The sequence below is a fragment of the Rhodopseudomonas boonkerdii genome, assembly GCF_021184025.1.
Taxonomy (GTDB): domain Bacteria; phylum Pseudomonadota; class Alphaproteobacteria; order Rhizobiales; family Xanthobacteraceae; genus Tardiphaga; species Tardiphaga boonkerdii.
The window spans coordinates 5,155,832-5,170,000 of the sequence record NZ_CP036537.1; the positions used below are offsets into that span (position 1 = coordinate 5,155,832).

The 14,169-nt window shown below is 62.8% G+C and carries 17 protein-coding genes, 1 tRNA gene and 1 pseudogene (1 of these 19 running past the window's edge); 10 read left to right on the forward strand and 9 right to left on the reverse strand.

Annotation, left to right across the window (positions count from 1 at the left end):
• The gene (locus E0H22_RS23690) at window positions 1-2,016 is read right to left on the reverse strand and encodes a methyl-accepting chemotaxis protein (protein WP_233023388.1); all 2,016 of its coding nucleotides are present in this window, start codon (window positions 2,014-2,016) and stop codon (window positions 1-3) included.
• Between the two features lie 134 nt (window positions 2,017-2,150).
• Window positions 2,151-3,578, reverse strand: a complete 1,428-nt coding sequence (locus E0H22_RS23695) for an amidase (protein WP_233023389.1) — start codon at window positions 3,576-3,578, stop codon at window positions 2,151-2,153.
• A gap of 186 nt (window positions 3,579-3,764) precedes the next feature.
• Between E0H22_RS23695 and E0H22_RS23700 the strand changes: the two genes are divergently transcribed.
• The 5 genes from E0H22_RS23700 (at window position 3,765) to E0H22_RS23715 (ending at window position 6,246) form a co-directional block, all read left to right on the forward strand.
• A complete protein-coding gene (locus E0H22_RS23700) occupies window positions 3,765-4,928 on the forward strand; it encodes an acyl-CoA dehydrogenase family protein (RefSeq protein ID WP_233023390.1) in 1,164 nt (387 codons plus the stop codon).
• A 107-nt stretch (window positions 4,929-5,035) separates the two neighbouring features.
• Window positions 5,036-5,164 (forward strand): hypothetical protein, encoded by a 129-nt coding sequence (locus E0H22_RS25985; protein ID WP_283818759.1) that lies wholly within the window; start codon window positions 5,036-5,038, stop codon window positions 5,162-5,164.
• 44 nt (window positions 5,165-5,208) lie between these two features.
• A complete protein-coding gene (locus E0H22_RS23705) occupies window positions 5,209-5,388 on the forward strand; it encodes a hypothetical protein (RefSeq protein WP_233023391.1) in 180 nt (59 codons plus the stop codon).
• 385 nt (window positions 5,389-5,773) lie between these two features.
• A complete protein-coding gene (locus E0H22_RS23710) occupies window positions 5,774-6,001 on the forward strand; it encodes a DUF2171 domain-containing protein (RefSeq protein WP_233023392.1) in 228 nt (75 codons plus the stop codon).
• 53 nt (window positions 6,002-6,054) lie between these two features.
• Window positions 6,055-6,246, forward strand: coding sequence for a hypothetical protein (locus E0H22_RS23715; protein ID WP_233023393.1), 192 nt, complete (start codon window positions 6,055-6,057; stop codon window positions 6,244-6,246).
• Between the two features lie 32 nt (window positions 6,247-6,278).
• On the opposite strand, the gene E0H22_RS23720 is transcribed toward E0H22_RS23715, so the two are convergent.
• The 4 genes and pseudogenes from E0H22_RS23720 to E0H22_RS23735 form a co-directional block, all read right to left on the reverse strand.
• A complete protein-coding gene (locus tag E0H22_RS23720; RefSeq protein WP_233023394.1) occupies window positions 6,279-6,731 on the reverse strand; it encodes a PPC domain-containing DNA-binding protein in 453 nt (150 codons plus the stop codon).
• 199 nt (window positions 6,732-6,930) lie between these two features.
• Window positions 6,931-7,177, reverse strand: a pseudogene (locus E0H22_RS23725) (4-hydroxy-2-oxovalerate aldolase); the annotation flags it as partial.
• Window positions 7,178-7,369: 192 nt separating this feature from the next.
• Window positions 7,370-7,446 (reverse strand) — tRNA-Met (locus E0H22_RS23730).
• A gap of 331 nt (window positions 7,447-7,777) precedes the next feature.
• Window positions 7,778-8,539 (reverse strand): SDR family NAD(P)-dependent oxidoreductase, encoded by a 762-nt coding sequence (locus E0H22_RS23735; RefSeq protein WP_233023395.1) that lies wholly within the window; start codon window positions 8,537-8,539, stop codon window positions 7,778-7,780.
• 124 nt (window positions 8,540-8,663) lie between these two features.
• Between E0H22_RS23735 and E0H22_RS23740 the strand changes: the two genes are divergently transcribed.
• Both E0H22_RS23740 and E0H22_RS23745 read left to right on the forward strand, forming a co-directional pair.
• On the forward strand, window positions 8,664-9,176 hold the full coding sequence (locus E0H22_RS23740; RefSeq protein WP_233023396.1) for a CvpA family protein: 513 nt from the start codon (window positions 8,664-8,666) through the stop codon (window positions 9,174-9,176).
• Between the two features lie 63 nt (window positions 9,177-9,239).
• The gene (locus E0H22_RS23745) at window positions 9,240-10,022 is read left to right on the forward strand and encodes an SDR family oxidoreductase (RefSeq protein WP_233023397.1); all 783 of its coding nucleotides are present in this window, start codon (window positions 9,240-9,242) and stop codon (window positions 10,020-10,022) included.
• A 329-nt stretch (window positions 10,023-10,351) separates the two neighbouring features.
• Here E0H22_RS23745 and E0H22_RS23750 read toward each other — a convergent pair whose 3' ends face one another.
• Window positions 10,352-10,765 (reverse strand): DUF3775 domain-containing protein, encoded by a 414-nt coding sequence (locus E0H22_RS23750; RefSeq protein ID WP_233023398.1) that lies wholly within the window; start codon window positions 10,763-10,765, stop codon window positions 10,352-10,354.
• A gap of 121 nt (window positions 10,766-10,886) precedes the next feature.
• Here E0H22_RS23750 and E0H22_RS23755 point away from each other — a divergent pair, with 121 nt between their 5' ends.
• The 3 genes from E0H22_RS23755 (at window position 10,887) to E0H22_RS23765 (ending at window position 13,460) form a co-directional block, all read left to right on the forward strand.
• Window positions 10,887-11,735, forward strand: coding sequence for an MBL fold metallo-hydrolase (locus E0H22_RS23755; protein WP_233023399.1), 849 nt, complete (start codon window positions 10,887-10,889; stop codon window positions 11,733-11,735).
• Between the two features lie 202 nt (window positions 11,736-11,937).
• Window positions 11,938-12,780: a fumarylacetoacetate hydrolase family protein gene (locus tag E0H22_RS23760; protein ID WP_233023400.1), complete on the forward strand. Its 843-nt coding sequence runs from the start codon at window positions 11,938-11,940 to the stop codon at window positions 12,778-12,780.
• 65 nt (window positions 12,781-12,845) lie between these two features.
• Complete coding sequence (locus tag E0H22_RS23765; RefSeq protein ID WP_233023401.1) at window positions 12,846-13,460, forward strand: glutathione S-transferase family protein; 615 nt, start codon at window positions 12,846-12,848, stop codon at window positions 13,458-13,460.
• A gap of 74 nt (window positions 13,461-13,534) precedes the next feature.
• On the opposite strand, the gene E0H22_RS23770 is transcribed toward E0H22_RS23765, so the two are convergent.
• Both E0H22_RS23770 and E0H22_RS23775 read right to left on the reverse strand, forming a co-directional pair.
• The gene (locus E0H22_RS23770; protein WP_233023402.1) at window positions 13,535-14,077 is read right to left on the reverse strand and encodes a methylated-DNA--[protein]-cysteine S-methyltransferase; all 543 of its coding nucleotides are present in this window, start codon (window positions 14,075-14,077) and stop codon (window positions 13,535-13,537) included.
• Between the two features lie 85 nt (window positions 14,078-14,162).
• Window positions 14,163-14,169: the 3' portion of a hypothetical protein gene (locus E0H22_RS23775; protein WP_233023403.1), read on the reverse strand. It continues 203 nt past the right edge of the window; only the last 7 of its 210 coding nucleotides appear in the window; its start codon lies off the right edge, out of view; the stop codon is at window positions 14,163-14,165.

The following is a 14,169-nucleotide window of genomic DNA, read 5'->3' on the forward strand; positions in this document are numbered from 1 at the left end:
TTACGCCGCGCGCACCCGCTGCAGGAACTCACCGACCTCGCTCTTCAGCCGTGTGCTGTCTCCCGACAGCGACTGTGCGGCGAGGAGCACGTGGCCGGACGCCGAGCCCGTCTCGCTGGCGCTGCGCTCGACCTGCGCGATATTGGCGCTGACGTCGACCACCGCCTGTGCCGCATGCTGGACATTGCGCGAGATTTCCTGCGTCGAAGCGCTCTGCTGTTCTACCGCAGACGCGATGGACGACGCGATCTCCGACATCCGGTTGATGGTGCCGCCGATCGCCGCGATGGCGCCCACCGAATCCTGCGTCGCCGACTGAATGTCGAAAATCTGCCTGGAGATTTCGTCGGTGGCCTTCGAGGTCTGTGCCGCCAGAGCCTTCACTTCCGACGCCACCACCGCGAAACCGCGGCCGGCATCGCCCGCGCGGGCCGCCTCGATGGTCGCATTGAGCGCCAGCAGGTTGGTCTGCGAGGCAATGCCGGAAATGAACTGCACGACATCGCCGATCTTCGAGGCCGCCGCCGCAAGCAGTGCCACGCGATCGTTCATCATCCGCGCCTGGCCGACCGCCTCGTCGGCGATCTGCGAGGACTGTTGAACCTGGCGGCCGATCTCGACCACCGAGGCGGCCATCTGCTCGCTCGCCGACGCCACCGATTGCACGCTGGACGATGTTTCTTCCGATGCCTGCGCGACTTTCAGCGACAAACCCTGCGCATTGCTCGCCGTCTGCGACATCGAGCCTGCCTCGGCCTCGAGCGCCTGGGACGCCGCCGCCACGAGTTCGATGATGCGGCCAACTTCGCGCTCGAACTGATCCGCCACTTGCTCCATGTCCGCGCGGCGCGTCTCCGCAGCCTCGGCCACCTCACGCATCTTGGTGCGCGTATCCTCTTCGGCTTTTTCCCGCGCGACGAGCTTGAAGTTCTCGACCGCCCGCGCCATCCCGCCCATCTCGTCACCGCGATTGAGGCCCGGCAACACCACGGTGAAATCGCCTTTCGCCAGCTCCTGCATGGCGCGCGTCATGCCGGTCACCGCATTGGCGATACGCTGACCGAAGATCGCCGCCAGCAAGCCAATCAGCACCGTTGCACCGGCGATTCCCCAGGTCATGATCCGACGCACCTCGGCGGCACGCAATTCCGCCGCGGTGTAGCGCTCATCGGCGGTCTTGATCAGCTCGTCGAGGCCCGGCCGGTTGCGCTGGAATACGGTGGCGAAATCAGCGATCTCGTCATTGAGCAGACTCTGCGTCACCTGATAGCCGGCAAAACTCTGGCTATAGGCCTTCATCGCCGCTTCGATCTCGCTCTGCACGGTTTCGGGCAATCCGGATTCCGGCAGTGCCTTGGCGAACTGTTCCTGCCGCTTGTCGAAGTCTTCGCCGAATTTGTCGCCACCGCGCAGCATGAAGTCCTTCTCGTGCCGGCGCATCATCAGCAGCAGATAGGTGAGGCGCGGCACCTCCAGGGTGGCAAGCTTCGTCTCGACATCATGCACGGCGGCGCGCAACCGGCCTTGCAGACCGTCGCTCTCCGTCAAACCGAGCTGACGCTGCATCGAGACGATGTTGTTGAAGCGCGTGCGGTAGATACTCAGTCCTGAGCGCAACGCGCTGTCGCTCTTGGTGTCGTCGACATCCGCCGACTGCTTCATCACGCTTTCGATGTTGGCAAGACCAGCCAGCAGCGTGTTGACGATCTCCTCGTGCCGCACGACGTTCCTGTCGTCACGCGTGCGCATGAATGCGTTTGCCACCTGACCGGCTTCGAGATAACCGGTGGCGAGGCTCGCAACTTCATGGCGCAATTTCAGCGCATGGTCGGACTGCGCCTGCGCCTGCGCATCGAGATAGAGACCTGCAAGGCAGACCGCCCCGATGGCAACGACGCTGAGCAACCCCAGCAACGCAATCTGCACGCGCAATCCGATCTGCAGCGCGAATTTGCGCGATGACTTGCGAATAGGTTGAGAGATATCTGGCATGCGATCCGGTGCGTCGATGGACATTTCACGCACCGGATAGTCGGAGCTGTCTAACAAGAACTAAACACCGCCGGCGCAATGCCATCGATGTGCCGGGTTTATTTTGCGCGGAAGCGCGCACATGACATCGCGACGTCACAAGCCCGTAACATACGACCTCACCTATCCAGCAACGACGCTGCCGCCAGCGGCGGCACGCGCTTATGCCAGTCGGTCGCCGCTTCATGTGCACGGCCGATGCGCAAAGCGAGCGCTTCCTGATACGGACGGCAGACGATCTGCAGCGAGGTCGGCAAGGCCTTCGAGGTGAAGCCGATGGGAATGGCGAGACCGCAAAAGCCGATCTGATTGACGAAGCGCGTCAGCGTTGCCGGTGTCGTCGACTCGTCCACGTCGGCCAGCGGCATCGGCGGCACCTGCGATGTCGGGACCAGAAGCGCATCCGCCGCGCCAAAAGCCTGCAGCATCTCCTGGCGGTCCGCCTGCGCACGCCAGCGCGCCTCGATATAGGCCTTGGCGTCGATCTTGCCGCTCAGCACACGCGTGCGCACGCCATCGTCCATTTCTGACGCCGGATCGTCCGCCACCGCGCCGTGGATCGCGTAGGCTTCGCCCATCATGATCTCTGCCGCCCGCGAAAATTCCGGCAGCGACTTCGGCAGATCGATGGTGACGATGGTGGCGCCGAGATTCCGATAGACCTCGATCGCCGCGTCATAGGCGTTGAGAATATCGGGATCCACCGCCTTGCGCTCGCGCGCGTCGATCACCGCCAATGTCAGGCCTTTCACGCCCTGTTCGAGCTCGGCGAACGGATCGATCGGCGTGACGTCGAGCGTCGTGGGATCGCGCACGTCCGGCCCCTGCATCGCCTGGAACAGCAGCGCCGCGTCGTGCACCGAGCGCGCCAGCGGCCCCACCGTGTCGAGCGACGGCGACAACGGCACGATGCCATGCAGGCTGATGCGGCCCGATGTCGTCTTCAGGCCGAACAGATTGTTGAAGCCCGCAGGCCCGCGTACGGAGCCGCCGGTATCGGTACCGATGGCGATGGTGGCAAGCCGCGCGGCCACCGCGACCGCCGAGCCGTTGCTGGAGCCGCCCGCCGTATGCGGCACCTCGGCATTCCACGGATTACGGGGGGCGCCGAGATGTTGATTGGTGCCCCAGCCACCGAGCGCGAACTCCACCGTGTGCAGCTTGCCGAGCACGATGGCGCCTCGCGCCTCGAGTTTCTTGACGATGGTCGCCGTCTGCGTCGCCACGCGATCCCTGCGCGTGGCCGAGCCTGCGGTGCAGACCTTGCCCTCGATCTCGATCAGATCCTTGACGCCGACGGGCACGCCGTCGAGCGCGCCCAGCGGCCTGCCGTCGGCATAGCGCTGCGTCGACGCCCGCGCAGCGGCACGCGCCTCATCGGCATAGACATCGATGAACGCATGAACCTTGCCGTTCAGTGCGGCAATGCGCGCAAGATAGGCGTCGACCACATCGCCAGGCGTGAAGTTGCCCGCCCTGTATCCGGCGACAAGCTCGCTGGCGGTAAGAAAGCTCAGTTGATCGCGCGCTGCGGCCGATTGATCCATGTCGTGTCGTTCCCCAAATATCCGGCGCTGCATGCTGCCGCGATATGTCGCCGGGTCAAGCGCCTGCAGAACAAAGCTCGCATGACGGAATGCAGCCCGTACGGTTGACGCCGCCCATCGTCCCCGACACAACCTCCTTCATGAAGAAGCCGGCCTGACCGGCTCGCAACGACCGAGGACCGCCACATGACCGAGCGTGCAAATGCCGTCGCAGCCAAGATCGAGACCTTCATCCGCAATGAGGTGATCCCTTTTGAAAAAGACCCGCGCTGTGGCAGCCACGGCCCGAGCGACGAACTGGTACAGGAGCTGCGCGACAAGGCGCGCGCCGCCGGTGTGCTGACGCCGCATATCCTGCCCGACGGTTCACATTTCACCCAGCGCGAGACCGCGATTGCGCTGATCAAGACCGGCCTGTCGCCGCTCGGCCCGCTCGCCTGCAACACCATGGCGCCGGACGAAGGCAACATGTATCTGCTCGGCAAGGTCGGCACCAAGGAGCAGAAGAACCGCTTCCTCGACCAGCTGGTGTCCGGCGCCTCACGCTCGGCCTTCTTCATGACCGAACCCGCCGATGAAGGCGGCGCCGGCTCCGACCCGTCGATGATGCAGACCACATGCAAGCTCGACGGCAATCACTGGGTCATCAATGGCCGCAAGAAATTCATCACCGGCGCGGAGGGCGCCAAGGTGGGCATCATCATGGCGAAGTCCGATGACGGCGCCTGCATGTTCCTGGTCGATTTGCCCGATCCTGCCATCCGTACCGTCCGCGTGCTCGACACCATCGACAGTTCGATGCCCGGCGGCCATGCCGATATCGAGATCGACAATCTCCGCGTCCCTGCCGACCAGATGCTCGGCGCCTCCGGCGAAGGTTTCAAATATGCGCAGATTCGCCTGTCGCCGGCGCGGCTGTCGCATTGCATGCGCTGGCTCGGCCTGTGCATCCGCGCCAACGAGATCGCCACCGACTATGCCTGCCGCCGTCATGCCTTCGGCAAGCCGCTGGTGGATCACGAAGGCGTCGGCTTCATGCTGGCCGAGAACCTGATCGACATCAAGCAATGCGAGCTGATGATCGACTGGTGCGCCGGTGTGCTGGATTCCGGCTCGCTCGGCACCAATGAGAGTTCGATGGCCAAGGTCGCGGTTTCCGAGGCCCTGATGCGTATCGCCGATCGCTGCGTGCAGGTGATGGGCGGCACCGGCGTCTCCGGCGAGACCATCGTCGAGCAGGCCTTCCGCGAAGTCCGCGCATTCCGCATCTATGACGGCCCGACCGAAGTGCACAAATGGTCGCTCGCCAAGAAGATCAAGCGCGACTGGAAGGCGGCGCAGCACGGGTAGCAGCTATCGGGGAACGCATCGCGGTTCCCGGGATTGCCCGCATGTCGTGACAGCGACGCACTACGCGTCGTTGCTGTCCGTTGACGCGCGGGAACCGGCAGGGTCGCATGCTTCCTGAAGAACAATCCGAAGGCCGCACACCGGCCGAGGCGAAGACGCTATCGCTCGGCCTGCTGGTTTGGATCTTTTTCGCGGCTCTCGTCGTGCTGGCGCTGTTCGCCTACTTCAGGACGTGATCCGCACCGGCAGACACGCGCCATACCCCATGACGGAGGGACGGATGCCTTACGCCCTGTTCGAGGACAAACAGAAACTAAGCAGTGATTATCCGACCTATGAAGACGCGTGGCGGCACGCGGAGGAGGCCGGCCTCACCGATACGGTCGATGGCAAGCTGATCCTTGCCGATGGCTATGTGATAGAGCCCTGCCCCGAGAGTCTGACTCATGAAGCGGTCTAGCGCTTTTCGACTGCTTTTGCTCGGGACAATGCCGCGTTCAACTCAGTATCTCGCTTCTCCACCCCTCATCCTGAGGAGCCGCGTAGCGGCGTCTCGAAGAATGGCCAAAGAGCGCCGAGCCAAGCCATCTCATGGTTCGAGACGGCGCTACGCGCCTCCTCACCTCAGCCTGAACGCAATTGCGTTCAGGCGGGAGGGACAGAGTGGGCTCCATGTGGGCGACCAGCAGCGCCAGACCGCGGACCGCATTTCCCGCCAGACTCTGAGAAAAGCGCCGACACGCAAACCGCGGCGCAATGGACGCTGCCCTCACGCATTAACTAGCGTCGCAACCTTTCCGGTCCTTGCTTGTTGCAACCACCCCAATCACAGCGAGGACATGGCGATGGATACGTCAAAGATCAAGGAACATATGGACGTGATCTCGGCCGACCGGAAGACCATCGGCAAGGTCGATCATCTCGAAGGCTCCGATCAGATCAAGCTGACCAAATCGAGTTCACCGGACGGCGCGCATCACCACTTCATTCCGGTCGATTGGGTCGATCACGTCGATACCCACGTCCATCTCAACAAGCCCGCGGCGGAAGTCACCGCACACTGGGCCGGTTGATATGATATCTGCCGCCCGGCGCCACCGGGCGGCATGCTGTTAAAGGAGCGCGCATGCCCGACGATTACACGGACAAACGCAACGGCGCCTATGACGCGGTGACACCGGTCGGCAAGGAGCCCTATTTCCGCATTGACGACGAAGGCAACGTTCAGCAGGTCTGGAAGAATCCGGTTCCGCTCCGGCTCGAACGCAAGGCGACGCCGCCGCTCAATCCGCGGACGGGGCGCAACCCCACGAACTGATCACCGCAACGAGTCGTGGCCCGCGGCCGCGGTCAGGAACGGCTCTTCTCGAGATCGATCAGCGCGATACCCAGGTCGTCGCGTTTCCTGCGCCGCAGGCATGCCGGCGTCTCGGTGACGACGACTTCGAGCGTCGGCCGCACGACGCCCTTGACGAAATGTCCGCCGCGCACCGATCCGTCAACAAGCCCGAGCACCGCATGAATATGCAAACTCGCTTTGCCGTCGTCGCCCACGGCGACGTCACCGAGCAGGCTGAGGACCTCGCTCGGCTCAGCGACCGAAATGTGCTTGTAGGACTTCGTTTCATATTCATAGAACGCCACCGTCGCGTCTTTGAAGGCGCCGATCGCGGTGAGCGCTGCGGCGGCGACACCGGCGTCGTTGACATATTTGGTCAGCGCTTCGAACGCTTCTTCGCCGGTCTCCAGCACCACCACATGGGTCTTCACGCCATCGTCCTGCGAAACAAGCTTGCCCTTCATCCATCCATCTCCCTTGCGATGTCGGGAGATGAACGAGACGGATCGGGCGTCGTTCCCGGCGCGGACATTGTGCCGCCCCGATGGAACGCGCTCGATACCAGTCTTCGCACGGCTTCGGGGGATGACGGGTCCGGGACGATTATGCGGCCGACCGGGACGCGACGAGATCCAGCGCGACGGCCACGATCATGTCTTCCTGTCCGGCCAGTGAGGCATCGACCCTGTATGCGCCTTCTTCGACGGCGACGACCGCATTCGCGACGCCGCAACGCCTTCACGCGCTCGCGCGTCGTATCCATGGTCAGCGCGCCAGCCGAGTCGGTCACATAAACGCAATGCGCCCCGAAGCTCTCCATGAGTTTGGCCTGAGCGGCGAGCGTGTCCGGGTCCGCCAGATGCGCCATCATGAGAAAGCCCGACACATCGAGATCGAGCTTGCGCGCAGCGGCCTACAGGCAGTTGCGAGTCCCGTATGTTGGGCATTGAGGTCGATCCGACCTACTGCGAGATCGGCTGCGGGCGGCTTGAAGAGGCGACTTTCAGGCCTCAACTGTTGCCACTTGATCTTACGCGCGACACCTTGCGATATCGCCCAAAAGCAAAGGCCCGCCAGAGGGCGGGCCGTTCGCAATTCGAATTGGTTGCGGGGATAGGATTTGAACCTATGACCTTCAGGTTATGAGCCTGACGAGCTACCGGGCTGCTCCACCCCGCGCCAATACCTGGGAACATGAACCAGGTGCCAACGCCGGCGGCGTCGGACAATCCCAGATCTGAAGTTCCTGAGAAGACAGCCGGGCCATCGCCGCGGCGTGAGGGGTATCTATCAATGCCTGCCGCCTTTGGAAAGAGGCCTCAGCCATCTTTTTGCGTTTTTATGACGGGTTGGGGAGAAAAGCCGGATTCCGGCAGCGATGCCCGTCAGCTCATGGTTCGGGACGGCACTGACGCGCCTCCTCACCGAAGGGGCTGACACGCTGCCCTCGCCGTCCTTTGCCTTCCAAGGGCCCCCACAGCGACGCCTCGAAGGATGGCCCAATTCCCCTTCAGCTCAGCAGAAACCCGCCATCCACCGTGACAGTGCTGCCGGTCATATAGCGCGATGCGCCCGACGCCAGCAGCAGAATGGCGCCGTCGAGATCGCTTTCATGCCCCACCCGGCGCTGCGCGATGCGCTTGACCAGTTTTTCGCCCACTGGCGTATCCCAGGCGGCATGGTTGATGTCGGTGTCGATATAGCCTGGCGCCAGCGCATTGACGCGGATGCGGTGCGCGGCAAGTTCCAGCGCCAGCGCTTTGGTCGTCTGCACGATACCGGCTTTCGAAATCGCATAAGGTGACACTGCCTTGGTCAGGCCGAAGCCGAGCACCGAGGCGATATTGACGATATTGCCTTCCACCTTATGCGCGATCATGCGGCGTGCTGCTTCCGTGGCCGCGAAATAGGCGCCCTTGAGATTGGCTGACATCACCGAATCCCAATCGGCTTCGGTCTGTTCGATGGCCATCTTCTCCACCGCAATGCCGGCATTGTTGATCAGCACGGTGACCGGCCCGAGTGCCTTCTCGGCGGCATCGAAAGCCTTCGCGATCGACGCGTTATCGGTGACATCCATCGAGACGGCAAAAGCACGGCCGCCCTTGTCGGTGATCTCCTTCTGCAAGGCTTCGAGCTTGCCGATCTGCCGCGCCGCCAGCACCACGGCAGCGCCTTGCGCGGACAGCACCCGCGCGAACTGCCGACCCAGCCCTTGAGACGCGCCGGTGATGAGGATGACTTCCTTGCTGACGTCGAATATAGCGGACATGGTCGTTCCCTGATGCATGCTGTTGTGTTGGCCTAGTGATAGCCGGCCTTGCAACGATCGTAAAACCGCAAGGGAATGGGGAGAATTTCTTTCGCGCGGAATTGCCGCGTGATGTGAGGGCGCGATGAACAGTTTCGACATCGTCGTCTATATCGCCCTCCTCATCGCCATTGCGCTCGGCTTTTGTTCTGGCCTGCTGCGCAGTGCCGTCACCATTCTCGGCTACCTCTTGGCCGCACCGATCGCCGTCTGGATCACCGGCCTGATCCTGCCGCCGGCTTCTGCGTCTCAGGTGCAGAATTCACTGATCTTCTTTGCCATCTTTCTGATCGCCGGCATGGTGCTGGGCTCGCTGCTGCGCCTCGCCATCAACGATCTGATCGGCACGCATATCGGTATCGGCGACCGGCTCGGCGGTGCCGCGCTTGGCGCGATCCGCGTGGGCCTCATCGCAGTGACATTGGTGCTTATCTTCGACCAGCTGGTGCCGGCGAATATGCAACCGTCCTATCTCGCCGGCTCGCATCTGCGCCCGTTGCTGTCGCGACTGGGTCAGGCCGGCATCCGCACGCTGCCGGCGGACCTTGCTGCACGCTTCGATCAACTCAAACGCTCACGAAACCCTAGGGCGGGTTGAGCGCAGAGCGGGAACCGGTAGAGTGCGCCCCATCCGCAAGCTAACGTTCAAGGGAGTGACATCGTGGATTTGGGAATTAAAGGCCGCCGCGCATTGGTATGCGCATCGAGCAAGGGCCTCGGCCTTGGCTGTGCCGCGGCGCTCGCCGCCGAAGGGGTGCATGTCACCATGACGGCACGCGGCGCTGAAGTTCTGGCCGCTGCCGCAGCGGCAGTCCGCAAGGCCAATCCGGGCGTCGAAGTCGTCGAAGTGGTCGGCGACATCACCACGCCGGAAGGCCGCGAAGCTGCGCTGAAAGCGGCGGGCCAGATCGATATTCTCGTCAACAATGCCGGTGGCCCGCCGCCCGGCGATTTCCGCAACTGGACTCGCGACGACTGGATCAAGGCTATCGACGCCAATATGCTGACACCGATCGAACTGATCAAGGCGACGGTGGACGGCATGATGGCGCGCAAGTTCGGCCGCATCGTCAACATCACCTCGGCCGCCGTAAAGGCCCCGATCGATGTGCTCGGCCTGTCGAACGGCGCGCGCTCGGGTCTTACCGGCTTCGTAGCCGGTCTATCGCGCAAGACCGTGCGCAACAACGTGACGATCAACGGCCTTTTGCCCGGCCCGTTCAACACCGACCGCATCCGCGGCGTGGCGGCTGGTCAGGCCAAGAACAGCGGCAAGTCAGTGGAGGACATCCTCGCCCAGCGCGCCAGCGAAAATCCGGCGGGGCGCTTCGGTGAAGCGGACGAATTCGGTCAGGCCTGCGCCTGGCTGTGCAGCGCCAAGGCGGGCTTCATCACCGGCCAGAACATTTTGCTGGATGGCGGCGCGTTCCCGGGCACGATGTAACTCGTCCCCGTGGTGGAAGAGCCTGCGGCAACTACGCCGCAGGCTGCGCCATCTCGAACCATGAGATCGGAGAACTCGAAGTTTCTCTGCCATCCTTCGAGACGCGGCCTCTGGCCGCTCCTCAGGATGAGGGCGTGGTGCAGGGTCCGCATTCATCATCCGCGTCACGCCGATCACAGCCTCGATTCCTCATGGTGAGGAGCGCGCCAAAGGCGCGCGTCTCGAACCATGAGCGGCAGGCACTCCGAGCTTGAAGCCACTCCCAGCGAATAACTTTGCCATTCGCTGGGAGACGCGGCCCGCGGCCACGCCTCAGGCTGAGGGAGGAGCTAGTTCACCGGTGTTGTGCGTTCGCCTGACCAATCGATCCCGAACTCCTCGAGTCCCTCCGCCAGCAGATCGCCCAGCAGCGGCTCGCCGAGCAGGTAGCGGGCCGTGCGACCGCGATTGCCTTCCGCCGCCTCGCGGCGCAGATCGGTCCAGTCGTCGATGGTGCCATCGCCACGGCCGAGCCGCATCAAGGCGACGAGATCGATTTTCTCATCGTCGCTGAGCGCAGCGATGAAGCCGGAGATCTCCCGTACCACGGGGTCTTCACCGTCATCTTCCAGCACGTCGATCATTCTGTCATCGGAGCCGTTCGAGCCCTCGTCGGTGTCGACCTCGATATCCTTGGCGTCGAACTGCCGGGCTTTCTCGATCAGGAAGCCAACTTTATCGGACGAAATTGCAAGTTCTGGCATGATGCGCTCCTCGAAACCGTTGTGCCGGCGTCAACGCGCAGCATTGCGAGATGATCCATTGCGTCCGCAGCGCAAAATCCGCATCCTCCTTCCCCAATAAGAACACGGGAGTGAACGCGGCATGCAATGGACGGTAGGCAAGGTCAGGATCACGCAGATCCTCGAAAGCCGGATGACGGGCAGTACACGCTTCATCCTTCCGCAAGCCGGCCCTGACGAGGTGAAGGCCCTGCCCTGGCTGATCCCGAACTTTGCCAATGAAGAAGGGCGGCTGAAGATGTCGATCCATGCGCTGGTGGTGGAGACGCCGACACGGCGTATCGTTGTCGATACCTGCCTCGGCAATGACAAGGAAGGCCGCTCGGTGCCGACCTGGAATCACCTCAATACACCGTTCCTGCGCCACCTCACCGAAGCCGGCTTCGCGCCTGACAGTATCGACACCGTGTTGTGCACGCATCTCCATGTGGACCATGTCGGCTGGAACACGCGGCTGGTGAATGGGACATGGGTGCCGACCTTCCCGAATGCGCGTTATCTGTTCGGACGCGACGAATACAATTACTGGAAGGATCATAGCGAGCGGCCGGATCACATCGCTGTGTTCAACGACTCCATCAAGCCGGTCGTCGATGCCGGCCTCGTCGATCTGGTCGCAAGCGATGACGATGTCGCCGATGAGATCACACTGATCCCGACGCCGGGCCATAGCCCCGGCCACATGAGCGTACATATCAAATCCGGTGGTAAGGAAGCCTTGCTCACCGGCGACGCGGCTCATCATCCCGTGCAGATGGCGCATCCCGACTGGGCCTCAACCGCGGATTCCGATCCCGCTCAATCGACGCGCTCGCGGCGTGACCTGTTCGCGCGCTTTGCGGACACGTCGACACTGGTGATCGGCGGCCACTACGGCGCTGGGCACCTGAAGCGCGACGGCGACACCTGGCGTTTTGATGCCCTGCCGTAGGGCAGATGAGCGGAAGGCATAATCCGCTGGCCGAATTCAAGGCCGAAACGCCGCGGCGGATGACGCGGAAATCATCATGATGCGCGCTTCACGCGGCCCGTTGGCTCATTCGCCCTGCGGTCCGGTGCTCAAGCCCAGTTGAATTTCGTCCCGCGGTGTTCCACAACTTCAGCCGCCAAATAAAGGCTCCAGGGAGACGACAATGAAACTCGTAAGATACGGCGCGTTCGGCAGCGAGAAGCCGGGACTGATCGACAACAACGGCAAGCTGCGCGACCTCTCCGGCAAGATCAAGGACCTCGCCGATGACGCCTTCTCGCCGGACAATCTCGCCAAGCTGGCCGCCATTGATCCCGCCTCGCTCCCCGAAGTCTCCGGCAATCAGCGCTACGGCTCGCCCGTCGGCGGCAAGCCGAAATTCATCGCCATCGGCCTGAATTATGCGGACCATGCCGCAGAATCCAACATGCCGATCCCGTCCGAACCGATCGTCTTCATGAAGGCGCTGAACTCGCTGTGCGGGCCCAATGACGATGTCGAGAAGCCGCGTGGATCCACCAAACTCGACTGGGAAGTCGAACTCGCGATCATCATCGGCACCAAGGCGAAGTATGTGTCGGAGGCCGACGCGCTGAAGCATGTCGCCGGCTACGCGGTCTGCAACGACGTCTCCGAGCGCTTCTTCCAGATCGAGCGCGGCGGCCAGTGGACCAAAGGGAAGTCGCACGACACCTTCGGCCCGCTCGGCCCCTGGATCGCCACCAAGGACGAGATCGCCGACGTGCACAAACTGAGCATGTGGCTCGACGTCAACGGCAAGCGCTGCCAGACCGGCTCAACCGCGACGATGATCTTCAACGTGCCGCAGATTGTGTCCTATCTCTCAGGCATGATGACCCTGATGCCCGGCGACATCATCACCACGGGGACCCCGCCCGGTGTCGGCCTCGGCATGAAGCCGCCGAAATTCCTCGAAGTCGGCGACATCATGACCCTCGGTATCGAAGGCCTTGGCGAACAGAAGCAGAAGGTCGTCGCGGCCTGAGGCACGCCAAATACAGTGCGGGAGCAATCGCGCCCGCACCCCTCTCTCGCAGAAAAGATCGAACAATGAAGCTAGCCTTCTCTCCGGGCTCCCCCTATGTCCGCAAGGTCCGCATCGCCGCGATCGAACTCGGATTGATCGACAAGATCGAACTGGTGCCGACGACCGTTGCGCCGACGCAGCGGAACGAGGCCTACGCGCATGACGTCAACCCGCTGCGCAAGGTCCCGGCGCTCACCCTCGACAACGGCCAGGTTATCGTCGACTCCTTCAACATCGTTGAGTATTTCGACGACCTCGCTGGCGGCGGCAAGCTGATCCCCTCATCCGGCGCCGCGCGCTGGAAGGTGAAGACCGAGCATTCGATCATCCAGGGCATAACCGACGCCATGTTGCTCTGCCGCTATGAAAGTGGCGTGCGGCCAAAGGAGCTGTTCTGGCGGGACTGGTATGACGATCAGTGGGATCGTGCATGGCAGGGCCTCACCCGCTTCGAGAACTCGGACATCACCACCCGTCCGATGGACGCAGCGCAGATCGCTCTGGTCTGCACCTTGGGCTATGCTGACTTCCGCTTCCCGGATTGCGGATGGCACAAGGCGTTCCCGAAGCTCGACGCCTTCAACAAACGCATGCTGCAGCGGGAGTCGGTGAAGATCTCATCGCCGCCACAAGCCTGAGCGCGTTTTCGCGCAAAAATCGCTGGTTTCAGCGCAAATTTCTTGCGGCAAACCAGCGGCAGCACAGCGGCAGATCAATCGAACAGCGAGGGCGTATAGTTCACATATGCGCCTTCGATGGCCAGCATCCGGAGCTTGGTTTCCACCCCACCATTGGCAGAGAAACCGCCGGGCTTGCCGCCCGCTGCCAGCACGCGATGGCAGGGCACGATGATCGGACAGGGGTTCTGCCCCATCGCCTGCCCCACATTGCGCGACAGCTCGACGCCGCCGAGGCGTTTGGCGATGTCGCCGTAAGTCAGTGTTTTCCCGGGCGGAATCTCCCGCGCGATGGCGTAGACCTCGCGGTTGAAGTCGGAGCTGTCGGCAAGATCGAGATCGATGCCGGTCAGATCGATGGGCTTGCCCTCCATCAGTTCGGTCATCCGATCGATCGCAGCCTGCACATGCGTCGGCGGGATGGCTTCCGTAAGCGCCTGATAACGCTGCTTCAATCGCCCACGCGTCTGCGCCTCGCTGGGCAGCGGCAACTGTATGGCCACGATCCCGCGCGCGGCCCACGCAATGCCGCAGCGGCCGATCGCGGTGTCGAACAGCGCAAACTGGATATCGGCCATGACAGCCTCCTCACATCGATCGAAGATCAATGTGTGCCTTAAGCCGAGGATTCGCCACCCGTTTCGGGATCTGGCCTCTTGAGAATCAGGCT

Excerpts from the sequence above, each read along its gene's own strand:
- E0H22_RS23690 (WP_233023388.1), bottom strand. The coding sequence starts at position 2,016 with ATGTCCATCGACGCACCGGATCGCATGCCAGATATCTCTCAACCTATT.
- E0H22_RS23695 (WP_233023389.1), bottom strand. The coding sequence starts at position 3,578 with ATGGATCAATCGGCCGCAGCGCGCGATCAACTGAGCTTTCTTACCGCC.
- E0H22_RS23700 (WP_233023390.1), top strand. The coding sequence starts at position 3,765 with ATGACCGAGCGTGCAAATGCCGTCGCAGCCAAGATCGAGACCTTCATC.
- E0H22_RS25985 (WP_283818759.1), top strand. The coding sequence starts at position 5,036 with ATGCTTCCTGAAGAACAATCCGAAGGCCGCACACCGGCCGAGGCGAAG.
- E0H22_RS23705 (WP_233023391.1), top strand. The coding sequence starts at position 5,209 with ATGCCTTACGCCCTGTTCGAGGACAAACAGAAACTAAGCAGTGATTAT.
- E0H22_RS23710 (WP_233023392.1), top strand. The coding sequence starts at position 5,774 with ATGGATACGTCAAAGATCAAGGAACATATGGACGTGATCTCGGCCGAC.
- E0H22_RS23715 (WP_233023393.1), top strand. The coding sequence starts at position 6,055 with ATGCCCGACGATTACACGGACAAACGCAACGGCGCCTATGACGCGGTG.
- E0H22_RS23720 (WP_233023394.1), bottom strand. The coding sequence starts at position 6,731 with ATGAAGGGCAAGCTTGTTTCGCAGGACGATGGCGTGAAGACCCATGTG.
- E0H22_RS23735 (WP_233023395.1), bottom strand. The coding sequence starts at position 8,539 with ATGTCCGCTATATTCGACGTCAGCAAGGAAGTCATCCTCATCACCGGC.
- E0H22_RS23740 (WP_233023396.1), top strand. The coding sequence starts at position 8,664 with ATGAACAGTTTCGACATCGTCGTCTATATCGCCCTCCTCATCGCCATT.
- E0H22_RS23750 (WP_233023398.1), bottom strand. The coding sequence starts at position 10,765 with ATGCCAGAACTTGCAATTTCGTCCGATAAAGTTGGCTTCCTGATCGAG.
- E0H22_RS23755 (WP_233023399.1), top strand. The coding sequence starts at position 10,887 with ATGCAATGGACGGTAGGCAAGGTCAGGATCACGCAGATCCTCGAAAGC.
- E0H22_RS23760 (WP_233023400.1), top strand. The coding sequence starts at position 11,938 with ATGAAACTCGTAAGATACGGCGCGTTCGGCAGCGAGAAGCCGGGACTG.
- E0H22_RS23765 (WP_233023401.1), top strand. The coding sequence starts at position 12,846 with ATGAAGCTAGCCTTCTCTCCGGGCTCCCCCTATGTCCGCAAGGTCCGC.
- E0H22_RS23770 (WP_233023402.1), bottom strand. The coding sequence starts at position 14,077 with ATGGCCGATATCCAGTTTGCGCTGTTCGACACCGCGATCGGCCGCTGC.